Origin of the sequence: Aureispira anguillae (assembly GCF_026000115.1) — a bacterium.
Taxonomy (GTDB): Bacteria; Bacteroidota; Bacteroidia; order Chitinophagales; family Saprospiraceae; genus Aureispira; species Aureispira anguillae.
Window position 1 is genome coordinate 4,725,212 of sequence record NZ_AP026867.1, and the last position, 25,968, is coordinate 4,751,179.

The following is a 25,968-nucleotide window of genomic DNA, read 5'->3' on the forward strand; positions in this document are numbered from 1 at the left end:
AAAGACCAATAAGCAAAATGTCTATTACAAGGCGTTAAATTTCTTTATTTTTATTACGCCAAAATAAGAACAGAAAAGCACCTAATACAACAGCTCCGATAGCCATCCATAAATACATCTTTTTATTGGATTTGGGGGCTAAACGAACTGGCTCTATCGCTCCCAACTGTATAAAAGGAGACCAAAAAGCAGGGTTAGTACTCAATCCTTTTGCGGAAGCTAGATAATCCAGTTTTGCCTGCCTCAAAGCAGCTGCTTTACCCAATCCTGCCTTTAAGTGGTCGTAAAAGCCCTTCATGATAAATTTGGTAGAATGGTCATTAACAGGCCAAAGAGAAACCACCAACGAGGGCACTCCTGCATACATAAATGATCTAGCCAACGAAGCAATTCCATTCCCTTCTTCAAATTCTCCATAGCCAGTTTCGCAAGCTGACAAAACAACTAAATCAGCATTTAGGTTTAACTGAGAAATTTCATAGGCTTGCAAAAAATTATCCTCTTTACCATCCTTATTTTCACTAAAAGCAAGGGCAGACAGTGCAGGGCTACGGCGATTGAGTACCCCATGCATTGCCAAATGAAGAATACTATAATCCTTCGCTATTTGTTTAAAAAAATGTTCATTAGCAGGAGCTCCTTTCAAAAAAGTTCCGTCAAATGAATTGGCCAACATCTCTACTTCCTTTTGCGTATTTACAATAGGATGCAAGTTTTTGCGCAATGTTTGGTAGGCAGGCAATAGATGATCTAAATTAGCCGTATCGCTTAAGTTATAGGCTGCGGCTAATGCTAACATCTGATACTTCGCTTGGCGTTTTTTATTCCCCCGTTGGTTTTCTTTCCAAAGCAGGGCGGAATAAGCATAGCTTACCGTATAATCGTTCAGTAAATAATGTAATTTTTTGTAATCTTCTTTTTGTGCAGCATCTTCTACCAAAAAAGTCTCAAAAGGCAGGTGTCCCAACTCTCCATCCGTAATAATGACCAGGTTTTGGAGCTGCTCCTTTCCTTTTAATACAGGTGCTAATAATTCTTGATACAACCAGTGGGCATATTTTGCATAGGTATAATAAGCTAATTTGGGTTCCTTTATAACAAATTGGTAACCGCTCAAAACAGCATGCATTTTTTGGATGGCTTCTGTGAGTTCGTGCTTACGAATGGGTCGAGCAACTAAATCTATCTCTTGTTGATCAATATAAAATATATACACCAAAGAATCGCTGATAACATACTCAATCATTGCCGTTTTCTCATCTAGTGCGGCTTGTAGAGCTTCTACAGAAATGGTAGATTGTTGGTATTTGAGTTGGCTATATTTAGGATATTTGAGTTCTACTTCTTCTTTAAAGGCGTTCAAGTCTAAATTAATTGCCACCAACTCTTTTTGCAGTTCTTGTTCTTCTTCCTTTGGCAACTCCTCCAACAAAGCAGCTTTTAGGCTTAATTTTTCTTCGTACAAGTTCTTTTCTTTGAGCACCAACGAATCTGGTAAGCCACCAAAAACATAAGCTCGTTCTGTTTGAATCGCATTGTATAAAAGCACCGATTTATTTCGTTCCGCAAATTGGAAAGCAAGGGCTTTATTTTTTCCTGAATACGCTAACGACTCTAATTTAGCCAATACCTCTATTGCTCGATTTGTCCATATACCACTTTGAGACAAAAGACGCAATTGATCGGATTCTCCAATGTATTCTTGTCGATTCTTTTCTAATAAATCAACGGCTAAACTGGCTACAATAATTTGCTTTTTTAGGTTTTCTATTGTTTGTTCTCTTCCCAATAGTTGATACATGGTCTCCAAGGTATTTTCCATTTCTGTTTTAGAAAAATAAACAGCCTCTAGAAGTTGAGCAGACCAGTCCTCATCAATCCCCCTATTCAAATGGGCTTGTCCTGTATTGGAAGCAATACTTTCCCAACATAAGTCCCAAGCCTTGGTATATTTTTTTTGAGCAATATGGATAGAGGTCAATCGATACAAACTGGTGAAATAAAGCTGATGTCGCTTGCCAAAAATTGCTGTACTTGTGTTTTTTGCTTCCAAACAAGCCTGATGAGCTTGCTCTAAAGCCCCCATTTTTAGATAAATTCGCCCCAAGCTATTCAGAACGCTCAAATATTCATGATATTTAGTCCCCACTGATTTTGCCAAAAGTTGCTTGGCCTCTAATAGTACCACCAAAGCCTCTTTTAAACGATTGGTATTGTAATACAAAACCCCAAGACTATGGAGACCAATAGAATATTCAGGGTGTTCTTTTCCGATTGTTCTCTTACTAATATCTTGCGCCTCTAAATATAATTTTTCTGCTTTTTGGGGTTCGTCCAAAGTAATGTACAAACCTGCTAAATTGGTCAAACAAGCCGTATACCTAGGATGCTCTGTCCCTTGAGTTTTAGCCATTATTTCTTTCGTTTGTAAATACAACGGTTCTACTTCTTCATGTCGCCCCATTTCATAATACAAAGAAGCCAAATTACTAATTACATTAGCATATTCTTGGTGCGTTTCTCCTATCGTTTGCTCCATGATTTGCTTGGCCTCTAAATAAATTCCTTCTGCTTTATCATAGCGTCCTGTTCTCCAATATAGCAAGCCTAAATTATTCAAAATAAAAGCATATTCCTCATGTTTTTTGCCCACTGTTCTAGCTCGAATTGCCTTCACTTCCAAGGTCAAAGCTTCGGAATCTTTGTAATTTCCTAAGTAATAATACAACAATGCAATGTTCCCCAATACACTAATGTACTCAGGGTCCTCCACGCCCCAACTGCTTTCAAAAATTTCTTTGGCTCTAGTCCATGCCTCTACTGTCTTTTGATAACTTCCTAAATAATAATGTTGCATTCCTAAACTGATTAGCCTTACCCCATACGTAGTATCTGCTTCCCCATAGGTCAACTTTGCTTTATTGGCTAATACTTGAGCATAAATCAGTGCTGCCTGAAAATCTTGTTGTGAATGCTTATATAAGGTATCCAATTCATCAAAAGAATATTGAATCAACTCTTGGGGATTTAGATCATCTTGAGCATAGAGCATGCTCCCCAAAAAACAACTAAAAACAATGAATATATATTTCATGGAGGTGGAGATTATATTGAGTGGGACTATATTTAGAAGTTGTTTAAAAATATAGGAAAACTTGATTTAAACAGGTTTAAGGTTGACGTTAACATCGAATAAAGATAATGCATTCTAAAAACAAATCAAAGCATCTAACCAACAGCAATAGTTATTTGATTTTGAAGTATATCGAATTTATAAATAGGTATATTTTTTACTATTTCAAGACCTTTTAGGTCTCTTTTGCTTGGTCTCAGAATAAATCAACATCTTTGCAACAAAAAAAAATGGCTGCCGTAAAATGCCCCGATTGCTCTCCAAACGCTCTTAGAAGGTTCAGAAAGCAATCCAAATAAACTAATTGTTGCGCCGCTATATTATTTTCTCACCCAAATTTTTTATCACAATATGCTAGTAAAAACATTCGCCAGTGCAGTAGAAGGAATCGATGCTCAAACCATTACAATAGAGGTTAGTGCAGGAGGGCAAATTGTCCAAGGCAAACCTGGCTATTCTTTAGTTGGTTTACCAGACAATGCGGTCAAAGAGGGATATTGGCGAATAGAAACAGCACTCAAAGAAATAGGCTATCGTATTCCTCGCATCAAGATCATTATTAATATGGCTCCTGCTGATCTAAAAAAAGAAGGATCTTATTATGATTTACCCATTGCAATTGGTGTCATGGCAGCCAGCAAACAGATACCACACCATTTGCTCGATCAATATATTTTGATGGGAGAATTGTCCTTGGATGGCACCTTACGTCCCATAAAAGGTGCGTTGCCCATTGCCATTCAGGCTCGAAAAGAAGGCTTTAAAGGAATCATTTTGCCCAAAGAAAACGCCAGAGAAGCGGCTATTGTTAATCAAATTGCTGTTTATGGCGTAGAACATATCAAAGAAGTCGTCAACTTTTTTCAAGGAGAACAAGAATTAAAAGCAACAATTGTTGATACTAGGGAAGAATTCTCTTATAATCAAACGCTATTTTCGGTCAACTTTTCTGATGTAAAAGGACAACGTAGCATCAAGCGAGCCATGGAAATTGCAGCCGCAGGTGGACACAATCTTATTCTTATTGGTCCTCCTGGAGCAGGAAAGACGATGTTAGCCAAACGCTTCCCCAGCATTTTGCCTCCCTTAAATTTAGGAGAAGCATTAGAAACAACCAAAATCCATTCTGTTGTTGGGTTATTACCTTCTGATTGTGCATTGATCTATGAGCGCCCCTTTAGAAACCCTCACCATACAATTAGTGATGTTGCCTTAGTCGGTGGAGGCAACTATCCACGTCCTGGTGAAATTTCCTTGGCACATAATGGCGTGCTTTTTTTAGATGAACTACCAGAGTTTAAGCGTTCTGTCCTCGAAGTGCTGCGCCAACCCATGGAAGCTAGGAAAATAACGATTTCCCGTTCTAAGTTTACGGTAGATTATCCCGCTAGTTTTATGCTCGTTGCTTCTATGAATCCTTGCCCCTGCGGTTATTATACCCATCCAGAGAAAGATTGTGTTTGCTCTCCCAACGCCGTTCAAAATTATTTAAACAAAATTTCGGGTCCTCTCATGGATCGAATTGATCTCCACATTGAGGTGAAACCAGTAAATTATGATGAATTATCCGATGAGCGCCCCCAAGAAAGCAGTGAAGAAATATTGGAACGTGTAATTGCTGTTCGCTTGCTACAAACACAGCGTTATCAACAAGATGCCAACATACATTGCAATGCTCAAATGGAGTCCAAACACATCCAAACTTATTGTCAATTGAACAAAGCAAGCCAACTGTTACTCAAGCGGGCAATGGCACATTTTCAACTTTCGGCTCGTGCCTATGATCGAATTCTCAAAGTAGCTAGAACCATTGCGGATTTATCGAACAAAGAAACCGTCCAGGCAGAGCATATTGCCGAAGCGATTCAATTTCGTAGTTTGGACAAAGAAAACTGGGTACAGTAAAAGGAGTAATAAAAATTGTTTGTATGGATAATAATTCTCCTTTTCTATTCATTTTTATAGCCTAAATAACCTGTTTCTAAATAGATTCTTAGTAATATTGCACCAAATAAGTAACTAAGCAAAATCAATGCTTGTCAATTGAAGTAATTTTTTGCCTATTTACTTAAGAAAGCTAGACCATCCAATTAAAGTAAAAACAGACCATTAACGTTATGATTTTAAAAGGAAAAAAAGGAATTATCTTTGGTGCACTAAACGATATGTCTATTGCATGGAAAGTTGCAGAATTGTGTGTTGCAGAAGGTGCAGAGATTGTATTAACCAATGCTCCTGTTGCTTTTCGAATGAAAGGAGACTCCAATATCAAAACTTTAGCTGAAAAATTAAATTGCCCAGCTATTCCTGCGGATGCAACTCGCATCGAAGATTTGGAAAAATTGATTGATGAAAGTATGGCGCACTTTGGTGGCAAAATTGATTTTGTACTCCATTCTATTGGGATGTCTATCAACATTCGTAAAGACAAGCCTTACACAGATTTAAACCATGACTTTATGCTAAAGTCATTTGATATCTCTTCTATTTCTTTCCACAAATTGATGCAATCTCTGTGGAAAAAAGAAGCTGTAAACGATTGGGGTTCTATTCTTGCCCTTACTTATATTGGTGCTCAACGTATCTTCCCTCATTACAGTGAAATGGCAGAGGCAAAATCTATGTTAGAATCTTTTGCTCGTTCATTTGGTTATCATTTTGGAGAGCGCAATAATATTCGTGTCAATACCATTTCTCAGTCTCCTACGATGACAACAGCAGGAACGGGAATTGAAGGATTTCAAGAGTTTTTGGATTATGCCGAAAATATGTCTCCTATTGGCAATGCCCCTGCGCAAGCATGTGCAGAATATTGTATTTCATTGTTCTCGGATTATACCCGTTATGTAACCATGCAAAACTTGTATCACGATGGAGGTTTCTCTAATATGGGAATGAATCCTGCTATCTTGAACAAGTAAAAACAACTGTGATTGAATTGCTCACGCTTTAGCATTGGCTTAGAAGTTTCTAAGCCAATGCTTTTTTATTTTAATTCTTTTGATAAAAAATAAATTCAAACGTTTTTAGCTTTCTCATCGTCTTACCATCACTATTGTTCCCCACTTAGTGCATATCACATGGCAACTGAATGACAGCAAAGAGATCCTTTTTTCATTTCTTTTTAGAATTCAGCAGCCCCAATATTGGATTCAAATATGCATTTTATTTTGATGATTTTTTGCTGCTTATTGCTAGCAAGCCGTTGCGCAGGACCTCCGCCAAGCAACCATGTAAGAGCCTGCAACCTTAACCCAAAAAAAATACTGCTTCAAAGCTCCTCCAGTCGCTATGTTCGACTAGCTGATCAAGCACCATTTTTGTTAATTGCAGATGCCAAACACCCTGCGCTAGCAGATACTTTTTGCCTTTGTAACCTAGAACACAATAGGATCTCATTACGAGCAAAAAGACGCTATGTAACCATCCATCTTAGCAAAAACAACCAAGCCATTGCTCGCCAAAAGCACATCGACAGTTGGGAGAGGATCAACCTAGAAAAAAAGGGAGATCAAGTCACCTTTAAAGCGATTAACGATTATTACCTAGAACCTTCGGATTCTTCCTTCATTCTAGCTGCCTCTAGCCCCCAGCCTAGTAGCAACTGCTTATTCAATATCATTGAGTTAAGAAACTAAGTAGCATTGATCTTACTTAGTTCCTTATAATCACCACAACCACACATGCCATGAAAGTATCATTCCCCACAAAGATCAAAAACCCCTACTCCCTTTTTACGATTGTACTATTTGCTGTTATTGTTTTGACCTATCGGGATAGCCTCAGAGTTTACCTTTCACCGCACAAAGTAATTTCTTACGATATGGGCGGTTATTATGTCTACCTACCAGCCTTTTTCATCAATAATACCACTGATTTTTCTTTTATAAAACAACATGCCAATCAATCTGGAACCGCTATCGCCACTTCTCAATCGGGCGAAACGGTTGTCATCAACAAATATAGTATGGGACCTGCTCTCCTACTAAGTCCTTTTTTTGCGCTAGGGCATTTAGAAGCCTACTACTGGCAAGTTCCTAGAGATGGTTTTTCTTATACGTATTTATTTTGGATGATAACAGGCTGCATTTTTTATAGCATTCTTGCCCTATTTTTGCTGCGGCATATTTTACTTCGATATTACAATGATATTCCCGTTGCGACAACCTTGTTACTTCTAGGTATAGGCAGCAATCTCCTGTTCTATACTGTTTACGAATTTTTGATGTCCCATGCTTATTCCTTTTTTCTATTTTCTTTGGCACTTTTTTTAGCCATTCGATGGTTAGACCAACCACAACTTAGCCGCTTACTTGCTCTATCGTTCGTAGCAGGACTAATTGCCATGACAAGACTCCCTAATATGATTTTTTTCTTAGTCCTAGTCTTTTGGCAAGTAAATTCTAAAGAAAGTTTGATTAAACGTCTATTACTATTAAAAAAACATTGGTTATCTCTTACCTTGGGGTTTATTGTATTTCTAATCCCTTTTGTTCCACAAATTATCTATTGGCATACCCTTACGGGGTACTATTTTGTAAATGCTTATGGAAGCAGTGGAGAACATTTTTATTTTTCTGATCCTAAAATTATAGAAGTATTGATAGGATACCGAAAAGGTTGGTTAGTTTATACTCCAGCCATCATTTTTGGTTTTTTAGGCTTAGTAACTTTATTTAAACAATCAAAAGATTTATTTTGGTGCTTGTTTATCTATCTTTTAATCAATATTTATGTAATTTCTTCTTGGCATTCTTGGTGGTATGGGGGGAGTTTTGGCATGCGTGCTTTGGTAGAATCTAGCGTTGTGATTAGCATACCAATGACTGCTTTTATACAATATGCTGCCCAAAACAATGTTATAAGCCATTTGTTAAGCATTCTTATTGCAGCATTTATCAGTCTTAATATGTTCCAATCTTACCAATATCATCATGGTATTATCCATTGGTCGCAAATGACAAAACAATCTTATTGGACGGTATTTGGGGTAGCACACCCTGCCCATCCATACCTCATAGAAAGAAGAAATAAGTATCTTTTAAAAAAGAAAGTTCGCTAATCGTTTGCACTAAAAAACATAAAAACGATCTATTCATTATTTGTTAAATAACTTGATTCTTTATAATGCATTCACCTAACATCACAACATTATCCATTGTTATCCCTGCTTATAATGAAGGAAAAACAATCCATCTTATTCTTAACAAAGTCAAGACGGTAACGCTCCCTGCCAACATTCAAAAGGAAGTGCTTATCATCAATGATTGTTCTACAGACAACACAGAGGCAGCCATTCAAGAATACATTGAAGCTAACAAAGCACTCAATATTCAATATTTTAAACATGAAAAAAACAAAGGAAAAGGGGCTGCATTACACACGGGCATTGCCAAAGCCACAGGGGAATATCTAATCATCCAAGATGCCGATTTGGAATATGACCCTGAAGAATATACAACGCTCCTCAAACCCATACTCAATGGTAATGCTGACGTTGTTTATGGTTCTCGTTTTATGGGGGGCAACCCTCACCGCATCTTATTTTTCTGGCATAGCATTGGCAACAAGCTTTTGACCTTCCTCTCCAATATGAACACCAACTTAAACTTAACGGATATGGAGACTTGTTATAAGCTGTTTAATACCCAATTGGTACAAGGGCTTAATCTGACTGAAAAGCGCTTTGGTTTTGAACCAGAAGTAACGGCAAAAATTGCCAAAGTTCCCAATGTTAGAATTTATGAAGTTGGCATTTCATATTATGGTAGAACCTTTGCAGAGGGCAAAAAAATTAACTGGAAAGATGGGGTTCGAGCCATTTATTGCATTGTTAAATTTAATCCGATTAAAACCATTAAGAATATTTTCTTTGTCACTACTTTATTGTTTATCCTGATTGCTTTTTTATGTAGTCTAATAAAATTAATAGGTTTGGTTTAAACCTTTTTTGCTAACCAACCAAGGAACAACCTTTTTTAAAATCCTGTTTAATCCGCATAATTCACAAAAATAATTTGGTAGTTTAACAACAACTACTTAGCTTCGCAGTCAATACTTATCGAGAAAGGTGGAGGGACTTGCCCTTAGAAGCCTTGGCAACCTGCTTTAGTAAGGTGCTAACTCAAGACAGATAAGTTAGGAGATTTGCTACTAATCAACTAGATTATACTAAAAAACGCTTCTAACAACTGTTGGAAGCGTTTTTTCCTTTTCTCGATTTTCATTTTTTTTATCAAAAAAATGGTTCTTTGACAAGTCTTGTGATAAGATCTTAACAACTACGATATATAAAGCTATAGGAGTCGTAAGTTATAAATAGAAAGTCGTGATTTATTATCAAAATAAAAATATACGATTTTCTATTTATATCCCACTCACTACTGCAAAAAGGTAGTCGTTTTTTTAGTCCACAAAACTTGTTATTGACCAAAAAAAACTGAGCAATGAAAATCACACTTCAACGACAAAATGACTTTTATCATTTCTTGGCTCAAAATGAGTCGGGTGCTACCCTACAATTAGATGCCTCCCCTGCTATTGGAGGTCAAAACAAAGGTTTTCGCCCAATGGAATCTCTATTAGCAGGCTTGGGTGGTTGTTCGGCCATTGACATTATTAGTATTCTAAAAAAACAACGCCAACAAATTGACGATTTTAAAATCGAAATCGAAGCGGATCGTAGGACAGAGCCTTTGCCTACCATTTTTAGTGCTATCGAAGTGACACTTATTATAACGGGAATAGTAGATGAAAAAAAGCTGCAAAAAGCGATTGATTTGACCATAGAAAAGTACTGCTCCGTTTATCATATTCTCAAAGAAACAGCTACGATCAACTACTCGTATAAGCTTATAGCTCCAACTGTTGTAGAAGAAAAAAAGGTTGGGCACAAATTCGAGACCTTAGCAATTCGGACACAAACCAAACGCACAGAAAACCGAGAACATTCTGTTCCCCTCTATCTGACTTCTAGCTTTACTTTTGACAATGCAGAGCAGGCAAGGTCTGTTTTTGCAGGAGAGGAAGAAGCCCATATTTATTCCCGTTTTTCAAATCCTAACGCAAGTGAATTTATAGAAAAAATGTGCCTACTAGAAGGAACAGAGGATGGTTTTGCTACAGCTTCGGGTATGTCTTCTATTTTTGCATCGCTAGCTCCTTTCCTAAAAAAAGGCGATCACTTGGTCGCTTGTCGTTCTGTTTTTGGCAATACGCATCGTATTATTACAGAAATTCTCCCCGACTGGGGCGTTGAATACACCTATGTTGATATAGACCAACCCGAAACTTGGGAGGCAGCCATTCAACCCAATACAAAAATGCTTTTTGCCGAAACGCCCTCCAACCCTGCTCTAGATTTTATCGATTTGGAATGGCTTGGTAAATTGACCAAAAAGCACGGCATTTTGCTAAATATTGACAACTGTTTTGCAACGCCTTATCTACAAAAACCAGCAGCTTATGGAGCTGATATTGTTGTTCATTCTGCTACCAAATGGATTGATGGGCAAGGGCGTGTGTTGGGTGGTCTTGTATTAGGAAAAAAAGAATTGGTGGCGCAAGTCTATGCCTTTGCTCGTAGAACAGGTCCTGCTATTTCTCCTTTTAATGCTTGGTTGCTTTCCAAAAGCTTAGAAACCTTAGCCGTTCGAATAGAACGACACTGTGAAAATGCTTATGCGATTGCCAGTTATTTGGAACATCACCCAGAAATTGAATCGGTCAAATATCCTCACCTCCCTTCCCACCCTCAATTTGAATTGGCTAAACGTCAGATGAAATTAGGAGGGGGCTTATTTACTTGTGTGGTCAAAGGAGGTTTGGAGCGAGGAAGAAAATTTCTAGATAGTTTGCAACTCTTGTCCCTAACTGCCAATTTAGGAGACACTAGAACCATTGCCACACATCCTGCCTCTACCACACATTCTAAACTAAGCCCAGAAGATCGCCAAGCCGTTGGAATTTGGGATGGGCTCATTCGATTTTCTGTTGGTTTAGAGCACATTGACGATATTTTAGCAGATATAGAACAAGCGCTAGAAAAATCCAAATGCTAAAGGGCTATCAAATTGTCATGAACAACATTATCTAATAGCCTATCATTAATATTTTTGGTTCTCTTATTTATTTCTAGCATGATTTATCCTAAAAATATACAAGTATATCAACACCAACAAGTTGTTGAACTGGAACAAGGCGGTACCCTACCAGAAGTAGAAATCGCTTATCACACTTTTGGAAAACTCAATGCGGCAAAAGACAATGTCGTATGGGTTTTCCATGCCTTAACCGCCAATTCAGATCCTACCGATTGGTGGAAAGGGGTCATTGGAAACAATACCTTAATTGATCCTGAACAACATTTTATTGTTTGTGCCAATGTATTGGGCTCTTTTTATGGTACCACCAATCCCCGCTCCATCAACCCAGAAACGGGCAAACAATATGGCATTGATTTTCCTAAGTTTACGGTTCGAGATGTCGTAAAAATACATCATTTGCTCCGCCAACATCTAGCCATTTCAACCATCAAATTATGCATTGGTGGTTCTTTTGGAGGACATCAAGCTCTAGAATTTGTTTTAATGGAGCCAAACATCGTACAAAGCTTATTTGTTTTGGCAACTACGGCTCGTGAAACGGCTTGGAGCATTGCCATTCACGAAGCGCAACGCATGGCCATTGAAACCGATCCAACTTGGAAGGACAATAGCCCAAAAGCAGGAGCAACAGGGCTAAAAACGGCTAGAGCATTAGGCTTGATTTCTTATCGAACCATTGATGCTTATGTAACAACCCAGACCGATGATAGCCCCAAACTCGATCAACACAAAGCAGCCTCTTATGTCCGTTATCAAGGAGAAAAACTCGAAAAGCGTTTTCATGCGCATTGTTATTGGCATTTATCAAAATGCTTGGATACGCATCATCTAGGAAGAGATCGAAGCTCAATAGAAGCTGCTTTGGCTCAAATCACCATCCCCACTACAATCATTGGTATTAAAAGTGATTTGTTGATTCCTCCATCCGAGCAACAATTTTTAGCCCAACACATCCCTAATGCCAATTACTATGAAATACCGTCCGCTTTTGGACACGATGGCTTTTTGATTGAAGTCAAACAGATTAATACGATCTTAGAACAACACCTCAAGCTTAAATTGTAAGGACTAAATCCTTTTGGGGCTTGCCTATATTGAACTGCTAAAAACTTAAAACCTATCGCTATTGGCATAGGTTTTGAATTTTAGTACTAAAAACACGTTATGAGATCTATATTTATCCTTTTAATTATTATTAGTACCCACGTTGCTATAACAGCGCAAGATAGCTGGACAGATTATATTATTGGTCGTCCAATTTCGGGTTATATGGAAGCAAAAAAAGCAACGGCCCAAGAATGGGGCATTCAATACAAAGCCATTGCCGCAGGCTGTGTAATTTCTGACGAAATTTCTCAAAAAGCAGCAGAATATGAAAAAAATAATGCGCTTTATTTTGAGACCTTAGCCCGTCAATATGGTACTGACTGGAAGTATTACTTTGAACTTGATGTCAAAAAAAAATTAGCAATCGCTCAATCAAAACATCAAACGGAAGTGCTATATGAAATAGTTATGGAAGCAACTCCCAACAAAGCATATTATACCACCAAACAGCTTGTTGCTAAAGCATGGGGGATTAATTATCAAGCTAAATTTATAACTGGTGAGCTAAGCGAATCGGTCAAAGCAGCAATACAAAAAGATATGTTGGCAAGTAATGCTTATGAAGTCCAACTCAATACTATTTTTGGAGCCAATTGGAAAGAAACCTTTCTAAAAGAAGTTGCCTTAGCTGTAGCCAAAAACAACACAAAACAGACGAATGCTACTTCCAATATGATTTGGACGGATTATGTTTTGGGCAAACCTCATTTAGCTTATTTTGAAGCAAAAGAAGCCCTTGCCAAAGAATGGGGGATTAACTATCAAGCTAAATTTATGGGCTGTGTTCTCCGTCCTAAGATGGAAAAAGAAAGAAAAAGGGTTAACCAAAAAAACACAGCTTATTTTGCCGTACTAAATCAACAATATGGCGAAGATTGGAAAAGTCATTTTGATCGAGCTGTTCAGAAAAAATTAGCCTCCCAAAAATAGATTTGAAAATATAGCTCTTCTATAACTATATTTTCAAATCTAGCGAACTATCTATCTTTATTGGGCAATAGAAATAGGTAGTCTCCATGTTTGTTTGTCCTCTTGAACCACTAAAAAGTACAAACCATTCGCCACTTCTCCTAGGTTTAAAGCATAAGTAATTTGCCCTCCTTTTAATTGATAATGGATGATTTGTTGCCCTGTAGCAGTATAGAGCTTTGCCTCCAAATTCTTTTTGGTAATTGCATCAAATTCTAAGGTAAACTGGTGAGCAATTGGATTAGGATATACTTCTAGACCAGAAGTTTCTACTTTTAGATCATCAACAGCAGAATAGACGGTAAATGGTAAGGTGCAATTCACATTATTTTTTACCTCACACCAACGTAGGGTAAATTCTTGTAAATATAAATTTGCAATATCAGCATCATGAATAATGAGTGTATTCTCGTCATTGCGTTCTTCTGCTGCGGTTGTCCAATTATGAGAACCAGTTATAACCAGTGGATCAGAATTGACATGCTCAGCATCGACAATAGCATACTTGTGGTGTAAATCGGTGGCATGATTGTCTGCTAAAATATTAACCCCTTGTCCTTGTAACCAAGGAAACTCCGAACCAATATCATTGATATTTTCCATAATTCCATGCTCAAAAACTCCTGATTGGTGCTCATTTCTGATCGCTGTCCCCAATTCATTTCGAGTATAAGACAAGATACAAAATTCAATATTGTGATCTGCCGAATACAAACCAGATTCAATTTCATCTGTTGTATGGTCAGAAGGAGAAAAATAAGCCTCAATTGTTTTTCCCCCAATATTAAAATTGTGTGGTGTATTATCTGCTTTTTGAGCACCAACTTTTGAGTTACTGGCATTATAATTAGCAGTGCTGCTTCCCCACATCTCGTCAAACTCCATCACATAAGCTTGCGCCAATGCTTGATCCTGAATAGCAATAGAGTTGTTATAATTCGTATACATATCGGTATACGTCCAATTGCAAGAACCTGTCCATACCCAAGAGCTATTAACCGTATTGGCATCTATTATCATAAACTTATTGTGCATCAAGTCTGAAGAATTAGCATAAAATACAGGGAAAGGGGGACTAGGGTTGCTCAAGGCTGCATTGCTAGTCATAGACCCACTATTGGCAATATATCGCACCCGAATGCCATTGTTATGCGCTGTTGTCAAGGCAGCTACAATAGCACTTCGAGTGTTATTATAAACAGCAATATCAATGGTGCTTGTTGCTTGATTAATCATAGCAATAATTTCATTTTCAATATTGGCTCCTCCTGAAACAATATGCGGGCTATTTCCATTAGAATACAAGGGATCAATCCCCTGATTAAACATCACTCGAATCACTCCTGTTGAATTGGATTGTGTAGTATAACAAGCAGTAGCTCCCCAAACGGTATCTTGTTCATTAATTAACAGTGGTCGTGCATAATAAAAAGTAGCAGGTTTTAAATTATTCAATCGCACTTGGTGCTCTTGGTTATTTTTTGGCATTTCCAATTGAATTCCTAGTTCTAAATCGGGGCTTGTTCCATATTGTACGCCCCCCTGCCCTTGTAGAGTAGTAGACCAAGCAAGGGTAAAGCTATTTTTCTGGATTTCAACCTGCTCGACATTCTGTATTGTTTCTTGTGAAAATAAAAGGGTAGGAACTACCATCAGTAGCAGTAAAAATTTATTCATTTTTATAATTGTTAAAGTTTAAAATTCGTTTATAGGCTAGGGCTGAAACCTTCCTCTTAACTAAAAGATATACTATTTTTGTACGATAAATCTATTTCTATAAACCATAGAATTATTGTAGTACAAAATCCATTGCTGAATCGTTATAAGGTAATAACAGTTCTTCAATTTACCTAATAGTTAAACTTTATAATTAATTCAAGTTGCGGTAAATAAAAATGAAGTCTTCTAATAATTGTAATTTAAAGTCGCTAAACAAAATATACAATGGAAGACTTCACAATTGCAATTTACTGTTTTATTGACGATTATTTAAAAATAAAGAACCGAAAAGCAAGTTCAAAGCGCAAATCATCAGATGCTGAAATTATAACAACAGCTTTGGTTGCTGCTAGATATTTTGGCGGCAACTATGTAAAAGCAAGACTTTATCTTAAGGAAGTACACAAATTCAACTTTCCAGATAAATCTAATTTTAGTAGATTGCTAAATAAGCTTTCTGATACGATTTCGAGTATCTTTTTTGGATTAGGTCAAAGCCTAAAAAAATTAAATACAGATAGTGAATATCTAATAGATTCTTTTCCAGTTACAGTTTGCAGGAATATTCGAATTCCAAGGTGTAAACTACTTAATCATGAAGCATATAGAGGCAAAAACACATCAAAGAGAGAATACTTCTATGGCTTCAAAGTTCAGATAATCACAACAAAAGATGGAATACCAGTAGAATACTTTTTATCTGCGGGATCCTATGCTGATATAACAGCGTTTAAAAGTATGAATATTGATTTGCCTCCAGGAAGCAAATTATATGGAGATAGTGGTTACACTGACTACGAATTTGAAGATTCTTATAAAGAGTTAGAACAAATACACTTGTTGATTGTTCGTAAATCAAATTCTAAAAGAAAGGACCATCCATCTTTAACTTTTTTGAAAGACTATATGCGAAAACGAATTGAAATAACCTTCTCTGAAATCACAAATTTCTTTCCTAGAAAGATACATGCTGTGACGGCTCAAGGGTTTATTTTGAAGATTGTGTTATTCATTTTTGCATTTACTATTGATAAAACCTTATAAACCGCAACTTGAATTAATTATTAAATAGAAAATGTTTATTATCGACATCTCTTCAATCTTAAAAATAGCATCATTTCTTAACTTTATTTTACATTTATAGCCCATTCCCCTCATCATCCATCAAATTTAATCAAGATATGAAAACACTTTTCCTTCTATTCTTCTGTTTTTTATCCGTTTACACCATTGCCCAACCTTTAAGTACAGCTTGGATCGCACCTATTCCTGGTAGCCTGTATGAACAAAATAATAGCATGGCACAAGCTCCTTGTGGCGATGTTTATACCGTTGGTTTTTTTCAAGGCACCTTCGGGTCATTAACCAGTGTTGGTAGTGAAGACGGATTTATTGCTAAATATAATGACCAAGGGCAATTACAATGGATCAAACAATTAGCGGGCACCAGCAGCGATCGAGTCAATGGAATTGTTATAGCCAATGATAATGAAATCTATATTGTTGGTGAGTTTAGAGACAAGTTTTATTATAACAATGACAGTCTTGTCAGTCAAAATCAGTTGGACGTTTTAATTGCTAAATTAGATAGTTCAGGTACCATACAATGGGCAAGTAGTGCCAATGGTTGGGGGTATGAAAGTGGCAATGATATTGCATTAATGCCGAATGGCAATCTTGTTATTACGGGATACTATGAAAATAATCTTGACTTTGGAGGCTCTAGTTTATTGGCTAATGGCTTAAGAGATATATTTATTGCAACAATTGACCCACAAGGAAATCCGCAATGGTTAAAAACGCTAAGTGGTCCCGCATTTGAAGAAGGAAAATCGATTGCAACCGATAGTAGTAATAACATCTATATTGCAGGATCTTTTAGAGATTTTTTGTATCCCAATGGCAATACAGTCGCAGGCGAAGGAAGCTATGATGTGTATTTAGCTAAATACGACCAGACAGGGCAACTCCTTTGGATAAAAACAATGGGGGGTCCCGCAGCAGATGAAGGCACCTATGTCAAAGTAGATCACCACCAAAATGTTGTTGTGACAGGTTGGTACGACCGCTATATACAGGTTGATACCGTATTATTGAGTGGCTCTAAAGAAGAAGATGGTTTTGCTGCTAAGTTTGCTCCCAATGGAGATTTTCTTTGGGTAATCCCCCTAGCAGGCACCTTTGATGAGCGCACCTATGGCGTTGACTTTGATGCCGATGATAATCTTTATATCATGGGAACCTTGGATAGCCTACTAATTTTAGGTGGAGATTCTTTGAATAATCGCCATTTAAATCGCCCAACGGACATTTTTATTGCCAAATATGATGAAGCAGGAAACTATAAATGGGCACAAACACTAGGGCATTATTACAATGATTTTTGTTATGATTTGTTGGTAAAAGATGCCACTACAATTTACCTCGCAGGAAGTTTCCAAGACACCTCTATATTTATAACAGACACCCTAATTAGTCAGAATGATTATGATGTATTTTTAGCTAAATTTGATATAGACACTACAGTTGCTATCCCCAAAATTCCTGCTAATGTCACGAACGATATTCAACAGCTTTTACTATACCCTAATCCTAGTCATCAACAAAGCACTCTTTATTATACGCTAACCCAAACGACAGATGTTAACATTCTTATTTATGATTTATTGGGTAGCGTTCATCAAACTATTCTGCTAAAAAATCAACCGATAGGCCCGCATCAATTAAAGCTCAATAGACCGTCCAGAGAAGCAGGGGTTTACTTTGTACAAATCAAAACCAACCGATCCTCCAAGGTAATAGAGTTGCTAGTTGATTAGGTAACTGATGTTCGGTAAATTTGACGATTTGAAAATGTATCCGTGTTTCATTTTCAAATCGTCAAACTAAAAACAGAAGTTAAAAAAAACGCTCATTAAAAATTTCTCGATCCTGATCCTTGTGTTTACCTTTTACAAAACAATAACTAATCATTGCTTCTATAGACCCTGAATTATATCGTTGCAATTGGGTGACGGTAAAATCATAAGCCGCTGCAATTCTAAGCTGTGGAGTAATTTGCCACTGCAAAATTGCATCCACAGATGATCCAACACGATAAGTTAACCCCAATAATACTCGTTTAACAAATACAAAACTTACATTTATATCCATTGCTAATGGTGCATGGAGAACATATTTCATCAATAGATTTTGTTGAATTTGTACCCCTTTGGCTATATCAAAAATAAAGCCCCCCATCAAATAATAATGCTGCGTAAACTCAGGCTCAATGGTTCCATTAGAAGCCGCTATGTTAAAATCACCCTTATTCACAAAAAGATGTGGAACTGAAATTCCTCCATACCAATGCTTGGACTGATAATAGATTCCTGCTCCAAAATTAGGCAAAATTCTACTGGTAGTAGATTGAGGAATAGAAGCATCAAAATTATCAATTAGATCCGCTTGATCCCATCGAATTTGAGTATAATACATCGCACCTCTTAAACCCAAACTCAGAAAAGAATTGTCTTTGAACTTTATAATATAAGCATAATTTGTTTCTATGCTTACTCGATCAGCAAAACCAATTTGATCGTAGGTAAGTGACAAACCTAAGCCCACTCGCTTTTTCCAAACGGCACCATGTGCATTAAAAGTTGCCGTTTGGGGAGCCCGTTCGATTCCAATCCATTGTTTTCTATAAATAGCAGATAAACAAAGCACCGATTTGGTTCCAGCGTAAGCTGGGTTAAAATTCAGTTTATTAAACATAAACTGGGTGTATTGTATGTCTTGTTGTGCATGACTACTCAAAGAAATCAATAAGACAGACCAACAGAGTAATATAATTTTTTTCATAGCAGTTTGTTTTATCGTTTAATTTCAATAGATCCATTTTGGGGTTGTTTGCCTTCGATTTGTAAAATATAAAAATAAACCCCATCTGGCAATGGTTGATTCCTATGGGTACCATCCCAATCGCTTTGATAATTATCGGTTTCGAAGACTACATTGCCCCAACGATTAAAGATGTATAAAGCTCCTTTTTCATTGGTATTACTCAAACAAGGAATGACAAAAAAGTCGTTTCGACCATCTCCATTTGGCGTAAATGCAGTTGGGGTATAGCAATCACCAGGCGGTTGAATTCCTATTGTTACCAAAGCGGTATCACAAACAACAGGGCAATCGCTATTGCAGATTTCATAAATAAAATATTGATTTAATACTGCTCCATTAATGTCTACTTCAAATTGCCCATTACCCAAACTTGTCATTTGACCGTCTATCATTGGCGTATGAATCATAATATCCCAATTGGGTGGCAAAGTATCGTTTAGAATAGCATCAACAGTAGCAATAGAGCCATCTGGTATCAAGTTAAAACTATCCATTGTAGCCCGTGGCCATACATCGTCTAAGATGATATACATCGTGTCAGAAGAATAATTGGTACAAACTCCATTAGACAATGACCAGATCATCATACTGGTATCTTGCGTAAAGTTTTTGACAAGCGTAGTTGCCGAATCAGGGTCAACAATAATCGCACTTGAAGGGGTAGACCAAAGCCCCTGCCCTAGCGTAGAAACCATTGCAGCCATATTGAGGCTATCAGGGCTACAGGTTACATCTGGTCCAGCGATTGCCTGATCTGTTGGAATAGCATCAATAGTAACGATAATAGTATCGGTAGCATGTACACCACAAAAACTATTGGTCAGCTCCCATACAAATACATACGAATTGCCCGCTACCAATCCATTAACAGCCGTCACAGAATCTGCTGGTTGATCAATTAATACTCCTGTATTAGCTTGCGCCGTACTTTGAAGCCACTGTCCTGTACTTGTTGTTAATGGACTAGCCGCCAAATTGATGGTGGTATCCTCGCACCAATTCTGATCCAGCCCCGCATTGGCTAAATCTGGGCTTGGTAAAATAACATGGATGATCACCGAATCGGTCGAAAGATTGGAACAAGTAGCATTGGACAATGTCCAATAAAAAACGTTCATTCCAACAGGCAGGTTATAAACTAAGCTGTTAGGATCATTAGGGTTGGTAATGGTTGCTCCCGAATGTGTTGTCCACGTTCCTAGCAATGTTCCTGAGACCGAACTTGCCGAAAGATAAGTTGAATCTGTTGTACACAAAATTTGTGCGTTTCCAGCAAAAGCGGAAGCCGTAGTATCCAAAACCGTTATTTCTGCTATACAATTTCCAGTATTACCACTTGAGTCTGTTACGGTCAATACGATGCTGTTAAGTCCTATATCTGGGCAATTAAAAGTATCCTGACTCAAAGAAAAGCCTTGCAGCGCACAATTGTCAACACTTCCTCCATCAAAATCAATGGCATTAACATGAATCGTTGTTCCTGAGAAAAATAATGTATCATTGAGGCAAACCGCTGTAGGAGAAATTGTATCTCGAACCGTTACTTGTGTAATGCATGAATCCCGATTTCCGCTTTGATCGGTTACAAACATTTTCACAGCATGAGGATTAACCGCCAATGCACTACAATCAAAAGTATTGGTTGACAAACTATAATTCGTAATCGAACAGTTATCGATACTTCCATTATCTACATCCATCACTTGAAGTGTAGCCAAGTTTGTACTAGGATCAATAAAAACAGTTGTATTAAGGTGACAATTCGCAACAGGAGCCGCAACATCTTCTAAATAAACAGTTGTTGTACAAGAATCTACATTTCCACTAATATCCGTTCCTATCAAGGTAACATTGGTTGCCCCCAAATGGCTACAATCTAGCGTCAACGAAGGTTGGCCATTAATGGTTAAGTTAGGCACACTACAGTTATCGCTAGTACCAGCATTAATCATCAACGGATTCACTACAACATTAGGTCCTGTCAACTGAATGGTATCGGGTCTACAATTGACAATGGGGTTAATGGTATCGGTTACAATTACCGTAGTGATACAAGTAGAAGTATTGCCTGTTGCATCTCTAACCACTAAGGTTATCGGATTAGGGTTATTGGTTACGTTAGTAGCATTAAAGGTAGCATTGGGCAAACCTCCAACGGTAAAATTTAATGAACTACTACAGTTATCTGTACTCCCATTATTCAAAAGTGTTGATGGAATAGAAGCAAAACAAGTATTGTCTAAATAAACCGTCAAAATACCTGGTCCAATACAATTTGCCGTTGGAGGAATGGTATCTAAAATTGTAATATTAGCAGCACATTGTGTCGTATTGCCAGATATATCTGTAATGATAAGTTGTACCGTATTGGTTCCTACTTGAGAACAATTAAAGTTAACGGATGGCAAACCATTTACGGTAGCGGTAAAGGCACAGTTATCACTGCTTCCCGCATCAATAAGATTCGGGGTGATTGTTGTAATTCCCGTATTTCCTAAATAAAGCATGGTATCATGACACAGTGCCGTTGGATTAATTGGATCGTTTACGATAATATTAGCCACACAATTATTTTGGTTTCCAGAGCCATCTAGCACTGATAGGGTTACGGCAGTAGTTCCTGTGTTAGCACAGGAATAAGCAAATGAATCCGTTCCATTTACAAGCATGGTGTGAATACCACAAAAATCAAAACTTCCACTGTTTATATCTTGTGGTGTAACCCATCCATTCCCCATTGTATCTAATTGAACCGTATAAGGAAGTGATGAACAATTGGCTACTGGTGGTACGGTATCCAAAACAGTAATAGAGGTCACACAACTTGCTGTATTTCCTGAAATATCGGTGACAATAACCTGAACGGAATGTATTCCTATACTATCGCAAGTATAAACAATATTATTACCATGTCCTGCAAAAGTAGCGGTCAACGAATTGCAATTGTCCCCTGTAGGAGGCACCAAAACTGTTGCTGGTGTTACATTTACAATCCCTGTTCCTAAATAAACCGTAGCCGTTTGACAAGAGGCCGTTGGAAAAGTATTATCTGCTACTGTAATTTGGGAAGTACAAGAGTCTACATTCCCACTAGCATCCATTACGAGCAACGTCACGGTATGAGGATTGGTATAAATATCATTACAAGTAAAGGTGTCTTGTGACAAGAGAGTGGATACAATTGTACAGTTATCAGAACTGCCCAAATCTACTAGATTCGCATCAAGTACCCCAAATGTTCCACCTGAATTTAGGTTTAAAACCATTGTAGGGCGACAACTTGCATTAGGAGCAATATCATCCTCCACCCAAATAGTCGTTGCACAAGAGCTGGCATTACCACTAGAATCCATTGCTGTTAAAGTAACATTGTTGAGTCCCAAATTCGTACAATCAAAATTTAGCGTTCCTTGACCATTAAGTGTATAAACCAATCCATTGGTACAATTGTCAATCGAACCTCCGTTGACCATACTAGGCAATACCGTTGCATTTCCTGTTACATCCAATTGAACAGTATCCGCCACACAAGTAACAATAGGTTTGATGGTGTCCCTAACAATTACAGATGTATGGCAAGATGAAGTATTGCCACTAGGGTCCGTTACAGTAAGCGTAACAACATTGGGATTGGTAGATAAATTAGTTGCATTAAAGGTCGTATTTAATACCCCTCCTACTGTATAAGAACTCGCTGTTAGGTTACAGTTATCAGTACTACCATTATTGAGCATCGCCGCAGGAATAGAAACAAAACAACTGCTATCCAAATAAACATTTAACTGGGCAGGAGTAATACAACTCGCAACAGGCACAATACTATCAACAATGGTTATATTAGCTGGGCATTGAGCAACATTATTAGAATTGTCGGTTATGATTAATTGAACAGAGTGTATTCCTGCTTGGCTACAAGTATAACTCATAGACGTTAGCCCATTAATACTTCGACTAAAGGTGCAATTATCGGTACTTCCTGCATCAATATCCGCAGGAAATATATTTACAACTCCCGTTGCTCCTAAATAAATAGTCGTATCATGGCAAATTGCTGTGGGGTTGACCACATCAGCTACAATAACATTTGCTAGACAAGAGCTTTGATTCCCAGAACTATCAATTAAAGATAAGGTTACCGCACTTGTTCCCAAACTAGAACAATTAAAACAAAGAGAATCAACTCCATTCACCAACATCGTATCTAAGTGGCACAAATCAAAACTCCCATTGTCTATATCAAGTGGGGTGACACAACCTACCCCAAACGAATCCAATTGAACAGTATAGGGCACTGGACGGCAACTTGCAACAGGTGCTACTGTATCTAAAACAGTGATGGTTGTTACACAATTAGAAGTATTTCCAAAATTATCGGTCACCAATACACTAACGAACCTTGTTCCTAGACTATCACAAGTATAAGTTACATTACTACCTCCCGAAAAACTAACCGTAGAAATTCCACAATTATCACTTGTTGCAGGATACACCAATACGTCATTGGGCACCACTGAAACGACTCCAGACAAATTCAAATAAGCGGTTGTTGTTTGACAAGAAACAATTGGAGCGATATTGTCTTGAACCACCACTTGTGAAGCACAAGTGGTTATATTCCCTGAGGAGTCTCGTACACTTAAATGAGCAACCTGTGTTCCTAAATCAGCACAAGTATACGTTACAGAACTGGTATTGTTAATCAAGTACTCTACCAACCCACAGTTATCGGTACTGTTAGAATCTATACTCGCTGGCGTAATCGTAACCAATCCTGTTGCATTCAATTGAGCCGTAATGCTAGCCTCACAAAGTGCTGTTGGAGCAATTGTATCTATAACATCTACTGTAGCAGAGCAGCTATTCGAATTTCCTTGTGCATCTTGTACAATTAAAGTAGCGGTTTGAGGAGTAAAAATAGCCGAACAATTAAACGTAGTAAATCCATTGCCGACAACATTTACAAAGCTATCTGCAATACTACAATTGTCCCAACTACCAGCACTCAATTGGGTAGCAGACAAGGTCGCTATTCCTGACTGGTTCAAATAAATTGTAGAAGCAGCACAGTTAGCGACAGGGCTAATAGTATCCCAAAGTGTTACAGTAGCTGAACAAGTACTTGAGTTGCCAAAACTATCAATCACAGTCAAAACAACAGTATTGGGATTGGTTGCTAAATTAGAACAATCAAAAGTAGCTGTAGGATTACCAGCAATCTCAAAAGATAGGTGGGTTCCTGTACAAAGATCTATACTGTTATTATTTAGACTATCCGCAGAGAGCGTTGCCGTTCCCGTGCCATCAATGTAAAGCGATGCATTTTTACAATTTGCAATGGGAGGCAAAGTATCCATAACCGTAACCCAACCTATACAGGAGTCTGTATTGCCACTTGCGTCAAAGACATTGAGCACAGCAGGCTGTGCCGTATTTACATGAGAACAATCAAACAGAATACTTGGGGCACCATTAATATTAATGCTGTCAATGCCACAAGTATCGACCGAGTTGTTATTGATGTTTGCAGCGTATGCCGTTGCATTACCACTTGCATTAAGGTAAATGGTATCATTTCGACAAATGGCCGTTGGAGGAATCGTATCAACCACCACAACTATTGCATTATCGCAAGTGTCCAAATTTCCAGAAGCATCTGCAACAATTAGTCGGACAGTATCAATCCCTAAATCAGCACAAGTATATACTGGCGGTGGAGCAAATTGATGACCAATCCAGCGCCCAATAACAGGAGGACAAATATCAAAACTCCCTCCATCTAAATCAACTGCCGATACTGTTGTTGCACCATTTAGATTGGTTGTTAAAAAAACAGTATCCTGCCCACAAACTGCTGTTGGGGCTACCGTATCCCGTACATTAACGATAAGGTTACAAGAATGTACATTACCGCTAGGATCGGTAATCTGTGCGGAAAATTGCTGAAATCCCGTTACACAATTAAAAACCATATAAGGCCGCCAAGGCCCTCCAGAAAAAGGTCGTACTTGTTTGATTAAAGGTCCGCAATTGTCAACAACAACAATAGAATCTGCCCAAAATGTATCTCGTCCATCCGTTCCCAAATAAAGATCTCCCCATATAGAAGGAAAACAATTGGCAATGACGGGCGTAGTATTATCTAGTACAGAAACCATACTAGTACAATGATCTATGCTATCCAAATGATCCCGAATTGTCATTGTTACAGGAACAGTTGTCCCTGCATCCGAACAATTAACGGATGCTGGAGAAAATGTAATATTTTTGACCAAACAAGATACATCACTAATACTATCCAAATCTAGAAAATCAAAATTATGCGTTCCTGTAGCTCCTAGTGTAATAACAGGATTTGTTTTACAGCTTGCTTTTAGTTGGTTGGCATCACAGGTTACAATGGTAATACAATAAGAATGAATACACAACTGAGGTCCTGACAATGGTGCATCGTCAATTCCCCCAACACTCCACGAGCCATGAGGGTTAGCTCCATAATAAGCCGCTAATGGATTGTTATTAGGGCGAACAGTATCTCTCCCCAAAACAGGTAATCCTGCTGGCAATAAAGAACTAGCTCCATCTTTAAATACAATTGTATCTTGTATAATATTGCTTAACCCTGTAAAACTAGATGAAGTAAGTGGACTAGCAAAAGGTCCCGTTAAAGCCGAGGTAGCCAGATAACGAGTTGTACCAAAAGGAGCCTGAATTACAAAACCTACATGACTCAAATCTGCTGGCACACCAGTTGTTGCCGTACATGAACCATCATCTGTTTTAGACCAAACTATTTCTACAATTACATCTGCAATTTTATGTCCTAAAGGAATATCTGTTGGCGAAAAATTAATATTTCCAACTAGTGTACCTGTTGTATTACCCATACTTAAAGTAGGACCTGTATAACACTTGGTTGTAACTTGTTGATAGTTTGACAATTGAGCATTAGAAGAATAGGTCACCAATAAAATTAATAGGCATAACAATAGGCTACCTTTTGGGAAAGAGCACAATTTTTTTTCCATAATGTGGGGAATTAAATCTTAGCTA

Annotated in this window: 14 protein-coding genes, 1 pseudogene and 1 riboswitch; of the genes and pseudogenes, 11 read left to right on the forward strand and 4 right to left on the reverse strand. The window is 37.8% G+C overall.

The genetic code is table 11. The annotated features are described in order from the left end of the window. Positions 1 to 34: 34 nt before the first annotated feature. On the reverse strand, positions 35 to 3,094 hold the full coding sequence (locus AsAng_RS18620) for a CHAT domain-containing tetratricopeptide repeat protein (RefSeq protein WP_264788599.1): 3,060 nt from the start codon (positions 3,092 to 3,094) through the stop codon (positions 35 to 37). Positions 3,095 to 3,484: 390 nt separating this feature from the next. Between AsAng_RS18620 and AsAng_RS18625 the strand changes: the two genes are divergently transcribed. From AsAng_RS18625 to AsAng_RS18660, 9 genes and pseudogenes are all read left to right on the forward strand, one after another. Further along, positions 3,485 to 5,038: a YifB family Mg chelatase-like AAA ATPase gene (locus AsAng_RS18625; RefSeq protein ID WP_264788600.1), complete on the forward strand. Its 1,554-nt coding sequence runs from the start codon at positions 3,485 to 3,487 to the stop codon at positions 5,036 to 5,038. Between the two features lie 212 nt (positions 5,039 to 5,250). Then, positions 5,251 to 6,054, forward strand: a complete 804-nt coding sequence (locus tag AsAng_RS18630) for an enoyl-ACP reductase FabI (protein WP_264788601.1) — start codon at positions 5,251 to 5,253, stop codon at positions 6,052 to 6,054. 237 nt (positions 6,055 to 6,291) lie between these two features. Next, positions 6,292 to 6,771, forward strand: a complete 480-nt coding sequence (locus AsAng_RS18635) for a fascin domain-containing protein (RefSeq protein WP_264788602.1) — start codon at positions 6,292 to 6,294, stop codon at positions 6,769 to 6,771. Between the two features lie 50 nt (positions 6,772 to 6,821). Then, positions 6,822 to 8,195: a hypothetical protein gene (locus AsAng_RS18640; protein WP_264788603.1), complete on the forward strand. Its 1,374-nt coding sequence runs from the start codon at positions 6,822 to 6,824 to the stop codon at positions 8,193 to 8,195. A gap of 65 nt (positions 8,196 to 8,260) precedes the next feature. Further along, positions 8,261 to 9,076, forward strand: coding sequence for a glycosyltransferase family 2 protein (locus tag AsAng_RS18645; protein WP_264788604.1), 816 nt, complete (start codon positions 8,261 to 8,263; stop codon positions 9,074 to 9,076). 112 nt (positions 9,077 to 9,188) lie between these two features. Further along, positions 9,189 to 9,273, forward strand: a riboswitch (SAM riboswitch). 306 nt (positions 9,274 to 9,579) lie between these two features. Beyond that, a pseudogene (locus tag AsAng_RS30045) lies at positions 9,580 to 9,963 on the forward strand (OsmC family protein); the annotation flags it as partial. 24 nt (positions 9,964 to 9,987) lie between these two features. Continuing rightward, complete coding sequence (locus AsAng_RS18650) at positions 9,988 to 11,193, forward strand: trans-sulfuration enzyme family protein (protein ID WP_407655340.1); 1,206 nt, start codon at positions 9,988 to 9,990, stop codon at positions 11,191 to 11,193. A 78-nt stretch (positions 11,194 to 11,271) separates the two neighbouring features. Beyond that, positions 11,272 to 12,303 carry a homoserine O-acetyltransferase family protein gene (locus tag AsAng_RS18655; RefSeq protein WP_264788606.1) on the forward strand — a complete coding sequence of 344 codons (1,032 nt, stop codon included), beginning with the start codon at positions 11,272 to 11,274 and terminating at the stop codon, positions 12,301 to 12,303. A 99-nt stretch (positions 12,304 to 12,402) separates the two neighbouring features. Continuing rightward, on the forward strand, positions 12,403 to 13,275 hold the full coding sequence (locus AsAng_RS18660) for an FEKKY domain-containing protein (RefSeq protein WP_264788607.1): 873 nt from the start codon (positions 12,403 to 12,405) through the stop codon (positions 13,273 to 13,275). Between the two features lie 57 nt (positions 13,276 to 13,332). On the opposite strand, the gene AsAng_RS18665 is transcribed toward AsAng_RS18660, so the two are convergent. Beyond that, on the reverse strand, positions 13,333 to 14,991 hold the full coding sequence (locus tag AsAng_RS18665; protein WP_264788608.1) for a phospholipase D-like domain-containing protein: 1,659 nt from the start codon (positions 14,989 to 14,991) through the stop codon (positions 13,333 to 13,335). Between the two features lie 267 nt (positions 14,992 to 15,258). Here AsAng_RS18665 and AsAng_RS18670 point away from each other — a divergent pair, with 267 nt between their 5' ends. Continuing rightward, positions 15,259 to 16,077, forward strand: coding sequence for an IS982 family transposase (locus tag AsAng_RS18670; protein ID WP_264788609.1), 819 nt, complete (start codon positions 15,259 to 15,261; stop codon positions 16,075 to 16,077). Positions 16,078 to 16,214: 137 nt separating this feature from the next. Further along, positions 16,215 to 17,852, forward strand: coding sequence for a T9SS type A sorting domain-containing protein (locus AsAng_RS18675; RefSeq protein ID WP_264788610.1), 1,638 nt, complete (start codon positions 16,215 to 16,217; stop codon positions 17,850 to 17,852). A gap of 79 nt (positions 17,853 to 17,931) precedes the next feature. Here AsAng_RS18675 and AsAng_RS18680 read toward each other — a convergent pair whose 3' ends face one another. Next, positions 17,932 to 18,876, reverse strand: coding sequence for a PorP/SprF family type IX secretion system membrane protein (locus tag AsAng_RS18680; RefSeq protein ID WP_264788612.1), 945 nt, complete (start codon positions 18,874 to 18,876; stop codon positions 17,932 to 17,934). Positions 18,877 to 18,887: 11 nt separating this feature from the next. Next, positions 18,888 to 25,943, reverse strand: coding sequence for a gliding motility-associated C-terminal domain-containing protein (locus tag AsAng_RS18685; RefSeq protein WP_264788613.1), 7,056 nt, complete (start codon positions 25,941 to 25,943; stop codon positions 18,888 to 18,890). Positions 25,944 to 25,968: the final 25 nt, after the last annotated feature.

Bases quoted from the DNA above. Each gene is read 5' to 3' on its own strand.
- AsAng_RS18620 (WP_264788599.1), bottom strand. From the start codon at position 3,094: ATGAAATATATATTCATTGTTTTTAGTTGTTTTTTGGGGAGCATGCTC.
- AsAng_RS18625 (WP_264788600.1), top strand. From the start codon at position 3,485: ATGCTAGTAAAAACATTCGCCAGTGCAGTAGAAGGAATCGATGCTCAA.
- AsAng_RS18630 (WP_264788601.1), top strand. From the start codon at position 5,251: ATGATTTTAAAAGGAAAAAAAGGAATTATCTTTGGTGCACTAAACGAT.
- AsAng_RS18635 (WP_264788602.1), top strand. From the start codon at position 6,292: ATGCATTTTATTTTGATGATTTTTTGCTGCTTATTGCTAGCAAGCCGT.
- AsAng_RS18640 (WP_264788603.1), top strand. From the start codon at position 6,822: ATGAAAGTATCATTCCCCACAAAGATCAAAAACCCCTACTCCCTTTTT.
- AsAng_RS18645 (WP_264788604.1), top strand. From the start codon at position 8,261: ATGCATTCACCTAACATCACAACATTATCCATTGTTATCCCTGCTTAT.
- AsAng_RS18655 (WP_264788606.1), top strand. From the start codon at position 11,272: ATGATTTATCCTAAAAATATACAAGTATATCAACACCAACAAGTTGTT.
- AsAng_RS18660 (WP_264788607.1), top strand. From the start codon at position 12,403: ATGAGATCTATATTTATCCTTTTAATTATTATTAGTACCCACGTTGCT.
- AsAng_RS18665 (WP_264788608.1), bottom strand. From the start codon at position 14,991: ATGAATAAATTTTTACTGCTACTGATGGTAGTTCCTACCCTTTTATTT.
- AsAng_RS18670 (WP_264788609.1), top strand. From the start codon at position 15,259: ATGGAAGACTTCACAATTGCAATTTACTGTTTTATTGACGATTATTTA.
- AsAng_RS18675 (WP_264788610.1), top strand. From the start codon at position 16,215: ATGAAAACACTTTTCCTTCTATTCTTCTGTTTTTTATCCGTTTACACC.
- AsAng_RS18680 (WP_264788612.1), bottom strand. From the start codon at position 18,876: ATGAAAAAAATTATATTACTCTGTTGGTCTGTCTTATTGATTTCTTTG.
- AsAng_RS18685 (WP_264788613.1), bottom strand. From the start codon at position 25,943: ATGGAAAAAAAATTGTGCTCTTTCCCAAAAGGTAGCCTATTGTTATGC.